The 15505-nt window shown below is 71.0% G+C and carries 12 protein-coding genes and 4 pseudogenes; 6 read left to right on the top strand and 10 right to left on the bottom strand.

Annotated elements, in window-relative coordinates; genetic code table 11:
* The first annotated feature begins 251 nt into the window (after positions 1 to 251).
* The 5 genes and pseudogenes from alr (at position 252) to ACZ8AI_RS11420 (ending at position 4535) form a co-directional block, all read left to right on the top strand.
* Positions 252 to 1385, top strand: a complete 1134-nt coding sequence (gene alr, locus ACZ8AI_RS11440) for an alanine racemase (RefSeq protein WP_464858325.1) — start codon at positions 252 to 254, stop codon at positions 1383 to 1385.
* Positions 1378 to 1737 carry a hypothetical protein gene (locus ACZ8AI_RS11435; RefSeq protein ID WP_464858324.1) on the top strand — a complete coding sequence of 120 codons (360 nt, stop codon included), beginning with the start codon at positions 1378 to 1380 and terminating at the stop codon, positions 1735 to 1737. The genes alr and ACZ8AI_RS11435 overlap by 8 nt, the downstream gene beginning before the upstream one ends.
* The gene (locus ACZ8AI_RS11430; protein WP_464858323.1) at positions 1734 to 2366 is read left to right on the top strand and encodes a D-alanine--D-alanine ligase family protein; all 633 of its coding nucleotides are present in this window, start codon (positions 1734 to 1736) and stop codon (positions 2364 to 2366) included. The genes ACZ8AI_RS11435 and ACZ8AI_RS11430 overlap by 4 nt, the downstream gene beginning before the upstream one ends.
* Positions 2363 to 3289: pseudogene (locus tag ACZ8AI_RS11425) on the top strand (acyltransferase family protein); the annotation flags it as partial. The gene ACZ8AI_RS11430 and the pseudogene ACZ8AI_RS11425, both read left to right, overlap by 4 nt.
* 226 nt (positions 3290 to 3515) lie before the next feature.
* Complete coding sequence (locus ACZ8AI_RS11420) at positions 3516 to 4535, top strand: CapA family protein (RefSeq protein WP_464858322.1); 1020 nt, start codon at positions 3516 to 3518, stop codon at positions 4533 to 4535.
* A 17-nt stretch (positions 4536 to 4552) separates the two neighbouring features.
* Here the strand turns inward: ACZ8AI_RS11420 and ACZ8AI_RS11415 are convergent, their stop codons facing one another.
* The 5 genes and pseudogenes from ACZ8AI_RS11415 to ACZ8AI_RS11395 form a co-directional block, all read right to left on the bottom strand.
* Positions 4553 to 4729 carry a hypothetical protein gene (locus ACZ8AI_RS11415; protein WP_464858321.1) on the bottom strand — a complete coding sequence of 59 codons (177 nt, stop codon included), beginning with the start codon at positions 4727 to 4729 and terminating at the stop codon, positions 4553 to 4555.
* 120 nt (positions 4730 to 4849) lie between these two features.
* The gene (locus ACZ8AI_RS11410; RefSeq protein WP_071292409.1) at positions 4850 to 5164 is read right to left on the bottom strand and encodes a DUF4190 domain-containing protein; all 315 of its coding nucleotides are present in this window, start codon (positions 5162 to 5164) and stop codon (positions 4850 to 4852) included.
* Positions 5165 to 5275: 111 nt separating this feature from the next.
* Positions 5276 to 7648 (bottom strand): annotated as a pseudogene (locus ACZ8AI_RS11405) (ATP-binding cassette domain-containing protein).
* Positions 7649 to 7721: 73 nt separating this feature from the next.
* A complete protein-coding gene (locus ACZ8AI_RS11400) occupies positions 7722 to 8180 on the bottom strand; it encodes an NUDIX domain-containing protein (RefSeq protein ID WP_464858320.1) in 459 nt (152 codons plus the stop codon).
* A 28-nt stretch (positions 8181 to 8208) separates the two neighbouring features.
* Positions 8209 to 8925, bottom strand: coding sequence for an SDR family oxidoreductase (locus ACZ8AI_RS11395; protein WP_464858514.1), 717 nt, complete (start codon positions 8923 to 8925; stop codon positions 8209 to 8211).
* 697 nt (positions 8926 to 9622) lie between these two features.
* On the opposite strand from ACZ8AI_RS11395, the pseudogene ACZ8AI_RS11390 reads away from it, so the two are divergent.
* Positions 9623 to 10524: pseudogene (locus ACZ8AI_RS11390) on the top strand (SPFH domain-containing protein); the annotation flags it as partial.
* Between the two features lie 410 nt (positions 10525 to 10934).
* Here the strand turns inward: ACZ8AI_RS11390 and ACZ8AI_RS11385 are convergent.
* The 5 genes and pseudogenes from ACZ8AI_RS11385 to ACZ8AI_RS11365 all read right to left on the bottom strand — a co-directional run bounded on the left by ACZ8AI_RS11385 (position 10935) and on the right by ACZ8AI_RS11365 (position 15469).
* A complete protein-coding gene (locus tag ACZ8AI_RS11385) occupies positions 10935 to 11075 on the bottom strand; it encodes an RNA polymerase-binding protein RbpA (RefSeq protein WP_464858513.1) in 141 nt (46 codons plus the stop codon).
* Positions 11045 to 11260, bottom strand: a complete 216-nt coding sequence (locus ACZ8AI_RS11380; RefSeq protein WP_464858511.1) for an RNA polymerase-binding protein RbpA — start codon at positions 11258 to 11260, stop codon at positions 11045 to 11047. The genes ACZ8AI_RS11385 and ACZ8AI_RS11380 overlap by 31 nt, the downstream gene beginning before the upstream one ends.
* 278 nt (positions 11261 to 11538) lie before the next feature.
* Positions 11539 to 11811 (bottom strand): hypothetical protein, encoded by a 273-nt coding sequence (locus ACZ8AI_RS11375; RefSeq protein ID WP_464858319.1) that lies wholly within the window; start codon positions 11809 to 11811, stop codon positions 11539 to 11541.
* Positions 11808 to 12908: a hypothetical protein gene (locus ACZ8AI_RS11370; RefSeq protein WP_464858318.1), complete on the bottom strand. Its 1101-nt coding sequence runs from the start codon at positions 12906 to 12908 to the stop codon at positions 11808 to 11810. Before ACZ8AI_RS11370 ends, ACZ8AI_RS11375 begins: the two co-directional genes overlap by 4 nt.
* A 160-nt stretch (positions 12909 to 13068) precedes the next feature.
* Positions 13069 to 15469, bottom strand: a pseudogene (locus ACZ8AI_RS11365) (DEAD/DEAH box helicase).
* Positions 15470 to 15505 lie beyond the last annotated feature (36 nt).

The following is a 15505-nucleotide window of genomic DNA, read 5'->3' as shown; positions in this document are numbered from 1 at the left end:
CACCCCGAACCACGTCGCGCATCGTCGCCCTTCCCGCGCGTCGACACGGTGCGCTGGAGGCGGACGGCGAAGCTGAGCCGACCACCGGACGGTCCTGGCACCCCGGACGGACGCTGCCGTCATCCGCCCGGCGCCGACGGTTTGGGTCCCGCGGCGGTCGACCTCATCCATCCGGACGATGACCGGGCGATCCCGCTGCGCCAACCTGTAGACATGTATTCCAGCGTTCTGTCGACCAGTCAGCTCGGCGCATGACGGCCTCCGCACCGATGCTCCTCGTCCACGACGCTGCCGTCCGGCAGAACGTGGCCGCCTTCGCGTCCCGGACGGGCGGTCGGTTGATGGCCGTCCTCAAGGCAGACGGGTTCGGGCACGGGTCGATCGCCCACTCGGTCGTCGCCAGCGGTGCGACCTCGATCGGCGTCACCACGATCGACGAGGCCCTCGCCGTCCGCTCCAGCGGTGCAGCGGTGCCGGTGGTCAGTTGGCTCAATCCCGTCGACGCGGACTTCGAGGGTGCGCTGCTCGCCGACGTCGACGTCGCGGTGGCCGGCCCGGAACTGCTCGGCGCCGTCAGCCGTGCGGCGCTCCGGACCCGTCGCACCGCACGGATCCACCTGCACGTCGACATCGGCATGGCGCGCGACGGTGCCTCGCCGTCCGACTGGGCTGCGCTGTGCAGCGCGGCACGAGAGCTCCACGCGCTCGGCACGGTCCGCGTCGTCGGCGTGATGGGCCACATGTCCTGCGCCGACCAGCCGGAGAACCCCCAGAACGACCGCGAGCGGCTCCTCTTCGCGAACGCTGTCCGGACCGCCCGCCGCCGGGGCCTCAGCGGGTTCGTCACGCACCTCGCTGCCACCGCCGCCACCGTCACGGGCGTCGGGGACGGGTACGAGGTGCACCGGATCGGCGCCGGCCTGTTCGGCATCGACCCGTCGGGCACCGCGACGGACCTGCAGGCGACACTGTCGTTGACCGCACCGGTCGTCGGCGTCCGGCGGGTCGACGCCGGCGTCGGCATCGGCTACGGCGGCGACCACGTGGTGGACCGTCGGACGAACCTGGCCCTGCTCCCCCTCGGCTACGGCGACGGACTCCCGCGGAGCGCCTCCGGCCGCGCCGAGGTCCTCGTCAGAGGCAGGCGACGGCCCCTGGTCGGCCGGTTCTCGATGGACATGGTCGTGGTGGACACCGGCGACGACCGCCTCCACCTGGGCGAGACGGTGACGCTCTTCGGGCCGGGTACGGACGGCGCTCCGCTGGTCGCCGACTGGGCGCGCTGGGCCGACACCATCGAGCACGAGATCGTCACCCGGATCGGATCTCGCGTCGCCCGGGTCCACCGGACCGCCAGCCGAACCACGGAGACCGCACATGCCTGAGCACGCCGGAACAGCCGCACCGCACCGCATCGCCGTCATCGGAGGCGGGGTGAACGCCGAGCACGACGTGTCGCTCGCTTCGGCCGCCGCCGTGGGACGCGCGATCCGACAGCTCGGCCTCGACGCCGTCCTCCTGACCATCACCGCGGACGCCTCGTGGCAGCACACCGACGGTCCCGCTCTGACGGCGGCCGATGCGGTCGCGCTGCTGACGTCGTGCGACGTCGCGTTCCCGGCCCTCCACGGAGAGCACGGCGAGGACGGAGCCGTCGCCGGTCTGCTCGACATGATCGGGGTGCCGGTGGCCGGGTCCCCGTCCGCGCCGGAGCCCTCGGCATGGACAAGTGGGTGACGAAGACGATCGCCGAGGCCGTGGGCATCAGGACGGCACCGGCCGCGCTCGTCCGCGCTGGAGCGTCTGCGGGAGAGCTCCCGTTCGCGCCGCCGATCGTGGTCAAGCCGACCACGGGCGGCTCCAGCAACGGCGTCTCCGTCGTGCGTGCGGTCGACGAGTACCCCGGGGCGCTCGCCTCGGCGCGAGCTGCTGGGAGCGACGTCCTGGTCGAGACGTTCGTCACCGGACGAGAGGTCGACATCGCCGTGTTCCGCGATCGTTCGGGCGCGCTCCGGACCGGTTCCACGCTCGAGATCGGCGTCGCGGAGGGCACGCTCTTCGACCGGGAGCAGAAGTACGACGGCACCGCCGCCTTCACCCTGCCCGCCCGGCTCAGCGACGACGAACACGCTGCGGTCGACGACGCCGCGCGCACGTTGTACGAGGTCCTCGGGTGCGCCGGCGTGGCACGGTTCGACTTCTTCGTCACGACCGATGGCGTCGTGCTCAACGAGGTGAACACCTCCCCCGGGTTCACCGAGCAGTCGCAGGTACCCCGCATGTACCAGGCGGTCGGCCTGCCGTACGTCGAACTCGTCCGGGAGCTCCTCGCCGCGGCGTTCCCCTCGACGGAGACCGCCCGATGAGCCGCGATGCGTGGGGCGACACCCTGAAGGGACTCCTCATCGTCCTGGTGGTCTTCTGGCACGTCGTCATGAAGGACCTCCTCCAAGTGGACTGGCACCTGCCCGTCCCGGTACCCGGCGTGTGGGGCCTGCTCGCCGACTTCGTCTGGCCCTTCCTGATGCCCCTCTTCCTGCTCGTCTCCGGGTTCTACGCCGCCGACGCCCTGCGCAGGCCGTGGGCCGCGGTGCTCCGACCCCGGGTGGTCCGGTTCCTGTACCTCTACCTGCTCTGGTCGCTCATCCACACCGCGGCGATGTGGGCCTTCCCGGACTTTCCCACGCTCGTCCCGCGCGGCGTCGGTGCGTTCGTCGAAGCCGTCACGATCAGCCCCCCGGACACCTGGTACCTGTACGCCCTCGCGCTGTACTTCGTGGTGGCGAAGACGCTCGTCCGGCTCCCGCCGTGGGTGGTCGTCTCGGCTGCCGCAGTGCTGACGGTGCTGGTCACGGCCGGCGCCGTCGACATCGTCAGCAACCGGGGCTCGCTCCTCGCGAACCTGACGTTCTTCCTGCTCGGAGCGCACCTCGCCCCGCGGATCCGACGGACCCTCCCCCGCGTCACGGTGCCCGTCGCACTCGGCGCGGTCGCGGCGTACGGCGCCGCCTTCACACTGATGCGCCTGACCCGCACCCAGGAGACCCCTGGCGTGTGGCCCGTCGTCTCGCTGCTGGGCGTGGCGATGGCCCTCGCGGTGGCGCCGTGGCTCGGACGGGTGCGGTTCATCGGGTCGGGTCTGCGACGGCTGGGGCGGCGCACCCTGCCCGTGTACATGATCCACATGCCGCTGCTGGCGGTCGTCGACGCGCTCCTGCACGGGTGGCTGTCGTCAGAACGACCGGCGGTGCAACTGGTCGCCGCTGCGACGCTCCCGGTCGTCCTCACGGCGGTGCTGATCGCCGCGTGCCTCGGCCTGGCCCGGCTGGCCGAACGGGACCGCGCGACGTGGCTGTTCGATCTCCCGGGACGCTGCAGGGCGGGGTCCGACACTACGAGTTCGTCTCCCCGGCGACCGAGCATCGAGCCGCTCCTTCGGCAACCGTGCACGGATCCCGTGGCGGATCGGCCTCGCCGTCGCGCTGATCGCCGCCACCAGCGTCGGTGCCACCCACGTGACCTCGATCGCAGGGTGCACCAACAACACGCCGCACCACGATGCGGAGGTGCCCGGTCAGGTGTCGATCGGTGCCGTCGGCGACGTGCTCGTGCACGACGTCGGACACCGCGTCCCCGCGGACGGCGGCGCCGGGCACTTCGCCGCCGTCCGGTCGTGGTTCACGCAGGACCTCGTCACCGGCAACCTCGAGCAGGTGATCTCCGACGACACGGGCTACGACAAGTGCGAGGGGCGAGCGGACTGTCTCGCGTTCCGGAGCGCCCCGGAGACGGCGCAGCACCTGGACGGGTTCGATCTCGTGAACCTCGCCAACAACCACACTGGTGACTTCGGCCCCGCGGGGTACCGGAGGACCGAACAAGCGCTGGCGGCCGTGGGCATCGCGAGCGTCGGTCGCACGGACCAGGTCGCGTGCTCGGACATCGGCGGGACGATCGTCGCGACCATCGGATTCGCGCCGTACGCCGGGACGAACCGGGTGACCGACCTCCGGCACGTCCGGAAGCTGGTCGCGGCAGCCGAAGCCACCGCTGACGTGGTCGTCGTGCACGCGCACATGGGTGCCGAGGGCCCGGCGGCGAACGCCGTCCGTCCAGGGCGAGAGGAGATGTACGGGGAAGACCGGGGCGATGTCCGGGCGTTCGCCCACGCGGCGGTCGACGCCGGAGCAGACGTCGTCATCGGCCACGGACCGCACAGCCTCCGGGGCACCGAGTTCCACAAGGGAAGGCTCATCGCCTACAGCCTCGGCAACTTCGGTGGTGGCGGCGTCTTCGGAGCCGAACGGGCCACGCGCTTCGGAGCCTTCCTGGAGCTCACGCTGCAGGACGACGGGACGTTCGTCGACGGCCGCCTGCGATCAGTGGACTTCGAGTACGACGACGGGCGTCCGGTGCCCGACCCGACCGGTCGCGCGGCGTCCCTCGTCGATCGGTTCGGACAACGCGACTTCCCCGGAACCGCTCCGTCCATCGATGCGGACGGTGTGCTGCGGCCGCCTGTCCCGCAGGACTGACCGTTCGGCCGGACGGATCAGGACTCCGCGTCGGCGCCCGGGTCCTCACCGTCGGTCGGCACGTCGTCCGCGTCGATCTCGAGTGCGGCCTGTTCGTCGTCGCGCTCCTCGAGGACCTCGCGGTCCGTGTCGGGCTGCTCGGGCGCTTCGGCCTGGGTGGTCTCTTCCGAGGGGTCGGGCTGGCTGTAGCTCATGCGCGGCACGCTACGCGCGGCGACCTGAGCGGGCGTCCGGCGGTCCGGGAGACGCACCGATGACGGACTGGAGGCGCGTGGCGATGCCGCCACGCGCCTCCAGTCCGCCTGCCGGGCGCGTCAGTTGTTGGTGACGGCCGGCACGACGATCGCGAGCGCGATGATGATGAAGACGATCGACAGGACGAGGCCGATCGCGCTGAGGATGATGCCGGCGAGCACCATGCCGCGGCTGCTCGTCGGGCGGCGTCGGGCGATGATGCCGAGCACGAGTCCGATGATGCTGGCGATCAGGCCGACCCAGACGAACAGGAACGAGAAGACGACGCCGACGATCCCGAGGACGAGCGAGCCGATCGACAGACCGTTGCCACCGTTCGTCGCGGGGGTCTGACCGGGGGCGTTCTGCGCGGGCGGGTATCCGTTCGTGGACATGGAGAGCTCCTTCGGTGAGGACGCTCGCCGATGGCCGGGCAGCCGAGCATGAGCGTCACTCGGAACGCGCTAGACCGTACGCACGGCTCGTGTTCCGGTCGTGGCTGCGCGTCAGGCGCCGACGTACGCCGCCAGGTGCTCCCCCGTCACCGTCGACCGCGCGCGGACGAGATCGGCAGGCGTGCCCTCGAACACGATGCGTCCGCCGTCGTGACCGGCACCGGGGCCGAGGTCGATGAGCCAGTCGGCGTGCGCCATCACGGCCTGGTGGTGCTCGATGACCACGACGGTCTTGCCGGAGTCCACCAGGCCGTCCAGCAGCCCGAGCAGCTGATCGACGTCAGCCAGGTGCAGGCCCGTGGTGGGTTCGTCGAGCACCACGATGCCGCCGTCGTCGCCGAGGTGTGTGGCCAGCTTGAGGCGCTGCCGTTCGCCGCCGGACAGCGTCGTGAGCGGCTGTCCGATCGTCAGGTAGCCCAGTCCGACGTCCACCAGCCGGGCGAGGATGGTGTGCGCCGCCGGGATCTTCGCCTCGCCCCCGGCGAAGAACTGCTCCGCCTCGGCCACGGGCATCGCGAGGACCTCGCTGATGTCCTTCCCGCCCAACCGGTACTCGAGCACGGACTGGTCGAACCGCTTGCCACCGCACTCCGAGCACGGCGTCGCGATGCCGGCCATCATCCCCAGGTCGGTGTAGATCACGCCGGCACCGTTGCACGCCGGGCAGGCCCCCTCGGAGTTCGCGCTGAAGAGGGCGGGCTTCACCCCGTTCGCCTTCGCGAAGGCCTTGCGGATCGGTTCGAGCAGCCCGGTGTAGGTCGCCGGGTTGCTGCGCCGGGAGCCGCGGATCGCGCCCTGGTCGATCGCGACGACGTCGGCGCGCGGTGCGAGCGACCCGTGGATGAGCGTGCTCTTGCCGGAGCCTGCCACGCCGGTGACGACCGTGAGCACCCCGGTCGGGACGTCGACGTCGACCCCCTGCAGGTTGTGGGTGTCGGCACCGCGGATCGGGATGGCCCCGGTGCGGTCGCGGACGCTCGCCTTGAGGGTCACCCGGTCGTCGAGGTGCTTCCCGGTCACGGTGGCGCTCCCCCGCAGGCCGTCCACCGGCCCCTCGTAGCAGAGGGTCCCGCCGTGGGTGCCCGCACCGGGCCGAGGTCGACGACGTGGTCGGCGATCGCGATGACCTCGGGCTTGTGCTCGACCACCAGCACGGTGTTGCCCTTGTCGCGCAGCCGGAGCAGCAGTCCGTTCATCCGCTCGATGTCGTGCGGGTGCAGGCCCGTGCTCGGTTCGTCGAACACGTAGGTGACGTCGCTCAGCGAGGACCCGAGGTGCTTCACCATCTTGACACGCTGGCCCTCGCCGCCGGAGAGCGTGCCCGTCGGCCGGTCGAGTGACAGGTAGCCCAGACCGATCTCGACGAAGGAGTCCACCGCGTCGCGCAGCCCGTCGAGGAGTGGTCCGACGGTCGGCTCGTCGAGGCCGTGCAGCCAGGTCGCGAGGTCGGTGATCTGCATCGAGCAGACCTCGGCGATGTTCTTGCCGGCGATCGTGGACGACCGGGCCACGTCGTTCAGGCGGGTGCCGTCGCACGCGGGACACGTCGTGAAGGTCACCGCACGGTCGACGAAGGCGCGGATGTGCGGCTGCATCGCTTCGCGGTCCTTCTGCAGGAACGACCGGCGGACGCGGGGCACCAGGCCCTCGTAGGTCATGTTGATGCCCGCGATCTTCGGCTTGGTCGGTTCGCGGTGGAGGAAGTCAGCCCGCTCCTGATCGGTGAAGTCGCGGATCGGGGTGTCCTTGTCGACGTACCCGGACTCGGCGAACATCCGGACGTTCCAACCGTCGGTGCCGTACCCCGGGATCGTGATCGCGCCGTCCGCCAGGGACTTCGTGTCGTCGAAGAGCTGGCTGAGGTCGATGTCGGTGACCGAACCGCGCCCCTCGCAGTCGGCGCACATGCCGCCGAGCCGCGTGAAGGAGACCTTCTCGGCCGTGGCGTCCTTCCCCTTCTGCACGGTGATCGCCCCACCCGCGGTCACGGTCGCGAGGTTGAACGAGAACGCGTTCGGTCCCCCGATGTGCGGCGTGCCGAGTCGGCTGAACAGCACCCGGAGCATGGCGTTCGCATCGGTCACCGTGCCCACCGTCGAGCGCGGGTCCGCCCCGATGCGCTCCTGGTCGACGACGATCGCGGTGGTCAGGCCGTCGAGGACGTCGACGTCCGGTCGGGCGAGCGACGGCATGAACCCCTGCACGAAGGCGCTGTAGGTCTCGTTGATCATCCGTTGCGACTCGGCCGCCACCGTCGCGAAGACGAGCGAGCTCTTGCCGGAGCCGGACACACCGGTGAAGACGGTCAGCCGCCGCTTCGGGAGGTCGACGTCGACGTCCCGCAGGTTATTCTCACGCGCCCCGCACGCGGATGCGGTCGTGGCTGTCGGCGGCGTGGTCAGCGCGGGGTTCCGTGTCGGCCAGGCTACCGGTGGCGTGTGGGACGTTCTCACAGGACGGTTCCGCAGTGGAACGGCCCGGTCGGACGGTGCGTGGTTCAGGCAGCGGAGTGGCGCCGCACCAGGTCGGGCAGTTCGGCGGGCTCGAAGGCCTCGTCCGTGGCCTCGAGCTCCTCGGCGGTCCACCAGCGCGACTGCAGGATGTCCACCCGCTCGTCCGCGGTCCACTCCGCGTCCGACAGGACGAAGCCCGGTGTCCGCATCGACGTAGAACTCGGAGTGGCCCCGGTCGTGGTCGGCCAGGTCCCACTCGACCACGAAGTCCTGCACGACCACACCGGCTGGCCCGGGTCGTCGATGACGATGCCGGTCTCCTCGCGGAGTTCCCGGATGGCCGCGTCGCGGTGGGCCCTTCCCGGTCGACACCGCCGCCGGGCGTGATCCACCGGTGTGGCGCCGTCGGACGAGGGCGACTTCGTGTCCATCAGGAACACGCGGTCCTCGGGGTCGAGCAGGATGATCCGGGAGGTCAGTCTCAGACCGGGCTTCGCAGTCACCCGACCGACGCCAAGCGGACCGGGACGGCTACTGCGCGAAGCCGCCGACGTCGCCGACGAGCTTGGTGTGGTCGGCCGGGATCGCGCTCCACGGCGGCCAGAGCGATCTCGGCCGCGATACCCGACACGCGCTGTAGAGCTTGCCGACCTCGCTTCCGGCGACCCCCTCGATGGCGCCCTGGTTGAGGCGGTTGAGGAGCGTCGCGGTGATGGTGCCCTCGATCATGTCGCCGGAGATCGACGAAGACGAACTCGATGCCGGCGGCCTCGGGAGCTTGCGGGATGAGCTCACGGAGGGCGAAGCTCGCCGGCGCGCTTGCTCTTCGCGACCGGGACGTACTCGTCCATCGTCTCGGCGGTCTCGACGAAGTGGGCCTGGTGAGCTCGTGACGAAGACCACTCGGGAGCCCGCCGGCATGTGCGGCACGGCGGTCTGGAGCATGTCGACCTGGGCGTCGCGGTTGAGGCGGAGGGCGTAGCCGCCCTCGCCGAGCCCGGACTCCATGCCGCCCGACGCGCTGAGCACGAGCAGGTCGATGCCGCCCCACTCGGCGACGACGGCGTCGACCATCGCCTGGACGAAGGAGTCGTGCTCGGTCAGGTCGGCGCCGACGGCGAGGGCCGAGCCACCGGCCGCGACGATCTTCTCGGCGATCTGCTCGGCGCGCTTGGCCTTGTTCCGGTAGTTCACGACGACCTTGGCACCGGCCTCGGCCAGGTAGCCGACAGTGTCCGCACCGAGGATGCCGCGGGACGACCCCGTGACGAGGGCGCGCTTGCCGGCGAGGGATCTCGGGGGCGAGGGGGTTGCTCACAGTCGTGTTCTCCAGGTTCGTTCCGGCGGGTCGGCCGCCGTCGAGCCTTACCAACTGCCTGGGCGACCGACACCCAGTAGCTGACTATGTTGAACGGAGTTGGGACTCGGCCGTCGCGACGCAGCGAACAGCCGCGCGCGACCGAGGGAGGGAGATCGCGTGAACACGATCGATTGGATCCAGACGATCATCTGGATCGGACTGGTGCTCCTGCTCGGGGTGGTCGAGATCTTCACGCTCGACTTCATCTTCATCATGCTCGCGGCGGGGGCCGCCGGCGGACTGATCGCCGCGCTGCTCGGCGCTCCCTGGTGGCTGTCCGCGATCATCGCCGCCGTCCTCGCGCTCGTGCTGCTGTCGCTCGTCCGCCCGCGCCTCCTGACGGCCCTCGGCCGCGGCGCGGACCTGCACCAGACCAACGTCGAGGCCCTCATCGGGCTGCGCGGCACCGTCGCCGTCGCCTTCACGTCGTCCGCTCCGGGCCAGGTGCGCCTGGCGAACGGCGAGACGTGGAGCGCCCCATCGCCTCCGACTCCACCGACCGAACACCGCCGCTCGGCACCCCAGTGGTCGTCGAGTCCATCGAGGGGTCGACGGCCGTCGTCCGCCTGGAGAAAGGCCCACCTCGTGACCATCTCAGCCGGGACGATCGCTCTGCTCGTCCTCATCCTGGTCGTCGTCATCTTCGTGATCATCGTCCTGTCCCGCGCGATCCGCATCGTGCCGCAGGCGACCGCGGGCATCGTCGAGCGGCTCGGGAAGTACCACAAGACCCTCAACCCAGGGTTGAATCTCCTGGTCCCGTTCATCGACCGCCTCCGTCCCCTCCTCGACATGCGCGAACAGGTCGTCTCGTTCCCGCCGCAGCCCATGATCACCGAGGACAACCTGGTCGTGTCGATCGACACGGTCGTCTACTTCCAGGTCACCGACGCCCGCGCCGCGACCTACGAGATCGCGAACTACCTCGGCGCCGTCGAGCAGCTCACCACGACCACGCCCGCAACGTCGTCGGTGGGCTCAACCTCGAAGAGGCCCTGACCAGCCGCGACAACATCAACGGCCAGCTCCGCGTGGTCCTCGACGAGGCGACCGGCAAGTGGGGCATCCGCGTCGGCCGTGTCGAGCTCAAGGCCATCGAGCCGCCCGTGTCCATCCAGGACGCCATGGAGCAGCAGTCTGCGTGCCGAGCGCAGCCGTCGTGCCGCCATCCTGCAGGCCGAGGGCACGAAGCAGTCGCAGATCCTCGAGGCCGAGGGGCGCGGCAGGCCGCCATCCTCGCGGCCGAGGGTGACGCGAAGGCGCAGGTCCTCCGGGCCGAGGGTGAAGCCTCCGCCATCGCGACCGTGTTCGAGGCGATCCACACCGGCGACCCGGACGACAAGCTGCTGTCGTACCAGTACCTGCAGATGCTGCCCAAGATCGCCGAGGGCACCGCGAACAAGCTCTGGATGATCCCGAGCGAGTCCACCGAGGCCCTCTCCGGCATCGCCAAGGGCTTCTCGGGCGGCCGGACCGGCAGCGGTCCCCGTCGCCGGTGCCGGGGCGGCGACTTCCTCTCCCGGATCTCGAAGCTCGCGAACGAGAGCCTGGCGAACACCACGTCGGCCGATGCTGCAGCTGCGTCGGCTCCCCGTGCGGATGCCACTGCGGCGGACATCGTCCCCGAGTCCGAACTCGACCAGCGTCTGGCGGAGTCGAACCGGAGCGTCGACGCGCACCTGGCGGCGGCCGACGACGAGACCGAGCAGCAGCTCGGCCTCGCGGCGCAGCCGGACACGGCGCAGCCGGAGGCCACGAAGCCCGACGACGCCTCCGGTCACCGGTTCACCGACGGCTCCGGTCGCCGCTAGCGGACCGCAGCACGCACGACGACGCCCGCCCCGGAGAACCGGGGCGGGCGTCGTGGTGTTCGCCGTCAGGCGTCGAGCGTCGTGCGTCAGGCACCCCGTCGGGCGCGGAGGAACTGGAGACGCTCCTGCAGGAGCTCCTCGAGCTCTTCGCGCGAGCGCCGCTCGAGCAGCATGTCCCAGTGGGTCCTGGGTGCCTTCACGTCCTCTTCGGCGACCTCGACGGGGATGCCGTCGTCGCCGAGCAGCCGGCCTTCGCGTCCGGAGCGGGCTCCGACCAGGTCTGGGGGACGTCCGCGTCGGCGGAGAAGACGATATCGAACGTCTCCCCCGACTCCGTCTGGTAGACCGCGCGCTTGCGGTCCGAGAGCTCGACGCCCCTTCGCTCTGGAGACTCTGACTCCCGAGGCCGCATGCCGCGGAGACTCCGATCAGCCAGTGTGTGCTCCTCTCGCTCGTCTGCCCTCTCCAACACTGTCCCACGCAGCATCAATCCCGGCCCGGCGCATTCACAGTGCGTTCCCAGTGGGGCCGACCGGCGGGTCAGGAACGGCGTCGACTCCGAACGGTGCTGCGCGACCACGGGGCGCAGGCGAGGAGCGTGAGGAGTCCGCCGAGGGAGAGCAGCAACGCGATCCCTCCGGAGGCGATGGTCGCGGGAGTGGTGGTCGTGCCGAGCGGGACGTCGGTGAATCATCGACGTCGCGGTGTACTCCGGCACGCGGTCGATGGTGCGCCCGGTGGGGTCGATGACCTGGGATGCGCCGACCGTCGAGATGTTGACGAGCGACCGGCCGGTCTCGATCGCGCGCATCCGGGCGATCTCGAGCTGCGCAGGTTCTCGTCGGTGCCCGAGAAGTCGGCGTTGTTCGTCTGCGCGAGGATCACCTGCGCTCCCCCGCGTGCCATGTCGCGGGTGAGGCCGTCATCGACGATGTCGAAGCAGATCGTGATGCCCGCCTTCACCCCGGCGACGGACAGGACGTTCGGCTTCGTGCCCGGCGTGTAGTCGCGCTGCAGCAGGCCGATGAGCGACGGGGCGAGCTTCGGAGAAGAACCAGCGGTCGGGCACGTACTCGCCGAAGGGCACGGGGCGCTTCTTGTCGTAGGACGACTGCCACCCGTTCGCCGTCCAGACGAAGGACGTGTTGTGCAGCACCCCGGACGGCGTCTGCGTGATGGCGCCCGCGACGATCGGCGCACCGACGGAGTCGACCACCGAGTCGAGTGCCGAGGCGATGACCGGCTGGCTGACGTGGGTCGAACTCGGCGGAGCCCTCGGGCCACACCACCAGGTCGACCCCCTTCGCGGCGACGTCGGTGGCGGCCACCTGCGACTCGAGCACCTCGCCGGGAGTCGCCCGGTCGAAGTAGCCGGCCGGCCCGTTCCCCTGCACGGACTCGATGCGGAGCGAGCCGCTGGTCGCGGTCGGCCAGGCGGGGACGGCGAGCACCGCGGCGACGAGGAGCCCGGCGGTCGCGACACGCGTCGGCAGCCGCAGGACGGCGCCGGGGTGGGTCGGCGCGACGAGTGCGAGGGACAGCACCACGGCGGTGCAGTACACGACCACGAAGGTCACGCCGAGCACGCCGACGTAGGCGGCCAGGTGGGCGAACGGGCTCTCCGACTGCGACAGCCCGACACGCCCCCAGGCGAACCCGCCGTACGGCCAGCTTCCGGAGAACCACTCGCGTCCGGTCCAGAGTGCGGCGACGACGGCCGGGAGGCCCCACACCCGTCCGGCGGTCGACGGCAGCACGCGCGCCACCCAGCGGTAGGCGAGGGCGATCGCCACGCTGCCGAGGGCGAAGAACACGGCTTCGAAGAGCGCGAGCGCGAACCACGGGACCGGTCCCAGGTAGCGTCCGGCCCACGAGATCGCCGGGACGTAGAAGGCCGCTCCGGCGACGTACCCGAGCCACGCGGCGCGGCGCGCGCGCTGGCCCATCGCGGCGAGCAGCATGCACGCCAGCGCGGGGTACGCGAGGAACCACCACCCCGGCGACGGGAACGACAGGGCGAACAGGACGCCACCGATCACCGCGAGCGGGAACGCCTGCACGAGCGGCAACGCCGCGAAGGGTTCCGCCCCGGGCGGGAGATGCCGTCGGACGGACGCTGCGCGGGACGGGCAGGAGACGTCCCCACGGAGCCGCGCCGGGCGGTGGGGCGGGCGCCCTGCGGACGCACGGCGGACTCGGGAACGGGCACCGGGCCTCCCGTCAGACCGCCGCGTAGGCGACGATGCCGCGGCGAACCGCGTCCGTCGCCCGACGGGCGGTCTGGGCGAGGTCGTCGTCGCCGGCGTTGCGGATCTGGTCGAGCAGGTCGATGACCTGCTTCGACCAGCGCACGAAGTCCCCCGCGGGCAGGTCGAGCGTCCGCAGGACGTCGTCGAGCGCGGAGCCGGACGCCCACCGGAACATCCCGACCGCGGCGGCCGGTGTCGGCGGCTGCGAGCCCGCCAGCCGGGCGTCGCGTTCGATGTCGTCGAGTCGTGACCAGATGTTCAGGGTCTCGTCGAGTGCCGGACGGAACGCACCGCGGGGCAGGGCGTGCTCGGTGCCGGGGGCGTCCTCACGGCGGGGCTGGTACACGATCGTGGCGGCCATCGCGGCGAGCTGCGCGGGGGTGAGGTCCTTCCACACCCCGGCTTCGAGGCACTCGGCCACGAGCAGGTCCCGCTCGCCGTAGATGCGCTGCAACCGCCGGCCGCCCGCGGCGACGGTCGCCTCGCCGTTGCCGGTGTCGACCAGGTAGCCGAGCTGGAGCAGGACGTCGGTGACCCGGTCGAACGTCGTCGCGACGGCGCCGTGCGGGAGCGGATCTGCTGCACGAGCTTGTCGTTGGCGCGCTTGAGCTTGTACCAGCGCTCCGACCAGCGAGCGTACGCTTCGCGGTCCGGGCAGGCGTGGCAGGGGGTGCCGCTGCATCCGGCGCCGGACCTCGGTGATGGCCGCCTGCCGTTCGGCGCGCGCGCCGTGCGAGGCCTCGCGACCGCCGGGGACGTTCGTCCGCTCGAGGTCGGACAGCTCACGCCGGAGTGCCGCGTACTCGGTGAAGTCGCCGAGGTGGCACTGCATCGCCTGCTGGTAGCCGTCGAGGGACTCCTGCTGCGACCGGACCTTGCGCGCCAGGTCGACGACCGAGCGGTCGGCCTGGAACTGCGCGAACGACGTCTCGAGGACCTCGCGCGTGCGCTGGCGCCCGAACTGGTCGATGAGGTTGACGGGCCATGTTGTACGTCGGCCTGAACGACGAGTTCAGCGGGTACGTCCGACGGCTGGCGAGCGATGCCACGGCCTGCGGGTCGAGTCCGTCGGACCACTGGATGACCGAGTGCCCCTCGACGTCGATGCCGCGGCGTCCGGCACGGCCGGTGAGCTGCGTGTACTCCCCCCGGCGTGATCGGCACGCGGGCCTCGCCGTTGAACTTCTCGAGCTTCTCGAGCACCACCGTGCGCGCCGGCATGTTCACGCCGAGTGCCAGGGTCTCCGTCGCGAAGACGACCTTGAGCAGCTTGCGCTGGAAGAGGTCCTCCACCACCTCCTTGAAGGCGGGGAGCAGGCCGGCGTGGTGTGCGGCGACACCGCGCTCGAGCCCCTCGAGCCACTCCCAGTAGCCGAGGACGGCGAGGTCCTCGTCGAGGAGGGTGCGGCAGTGGTACTCCGCGGTCTCGCGGATCTCGTTGCGACTCCTGCACCGTGGTCAGCGAGAGCCCCGAGCGCAGGACGTTGCGGACGCCCTGGTCGCAGCCGTTCCGACTGAACACGAAGAAGATCGCCGGCAGCAGCATCCGCTCGTCGAGCATGTGCGCGATGCGCTCGCGGTGCAGCTTCTCGGTGCGCGGACCCCGACGGTCGTGGTAACCGCCGCGCCCCCGGCCCACCGCGGTGTCCGCCGCCGTTGCGCTCGCTGCGCGAGGCCCCGCCGACGAGTCGGAGCAGCTCGGGGTTCACCCGGTTCGTCGCCGCGGCGCCGCTGGAGTCGAACAGGTCGACCATCTTCGAGCCGACCAGGACGTGCTGCTCGAGCGGCACCGGACGGTCCTCGGACACGATGACGTCGGTGTCGCCGCGGACGGTCTGCAACCAGTCGCCGAACTCCTCCGCGTTGGACACCGTGGCGCTGAGGGACACCAGACGGACCTCGGTCGGGAGGTGCAGGATCACCTCTTCCCACACGGCACCACGGAAGCGGTCGGCGAGGTAGTGCACCTCGTCGAGGACCACCCGGGCGAGGTCGTCGAGCAGGTCGGAGTCCGCGTAGATCATGTTGCGGAGGACCTCGGTGGTCATCACGACCACCCGGGCCAGGGGGTTCACGTTCGTGTCGCCGGTGAGCAGACCGACCTCGGACTCGCCGTAGACCGCGACCAGCTCGGAGTACTTCTGGTTGCTCAGAGCCTTCATCGGCGTCGTGTAGAACACCTTCGCCGTCGGCTGCCGCATCGCCAGCCAGATCGCGAACTCGGCCACGATCGTCTTGCCGGCACCCGTCGGCGCCGCCACGAGCACGCTGCGACCCTGGTCGAGCGCGTCGCCCGCGGCGATCTGGAACAGGTCGAGGTCGAAGCGCAGGTCGGCGCGGAACAGCTCGAGGTTGCGGGAGCGGCTGCGCACCTTCGCCGCCGCGAACCGCTCGGCGGGGCTGGGTCC

Source organism: Curtobacterium sp. AC273, assembly GCF_979253735.1.
The sequence above is the reverse complement of the archived record's forward strand: the minus strand, read 5'-3'. Positions and strand labels throughout refer to the sequence as shown.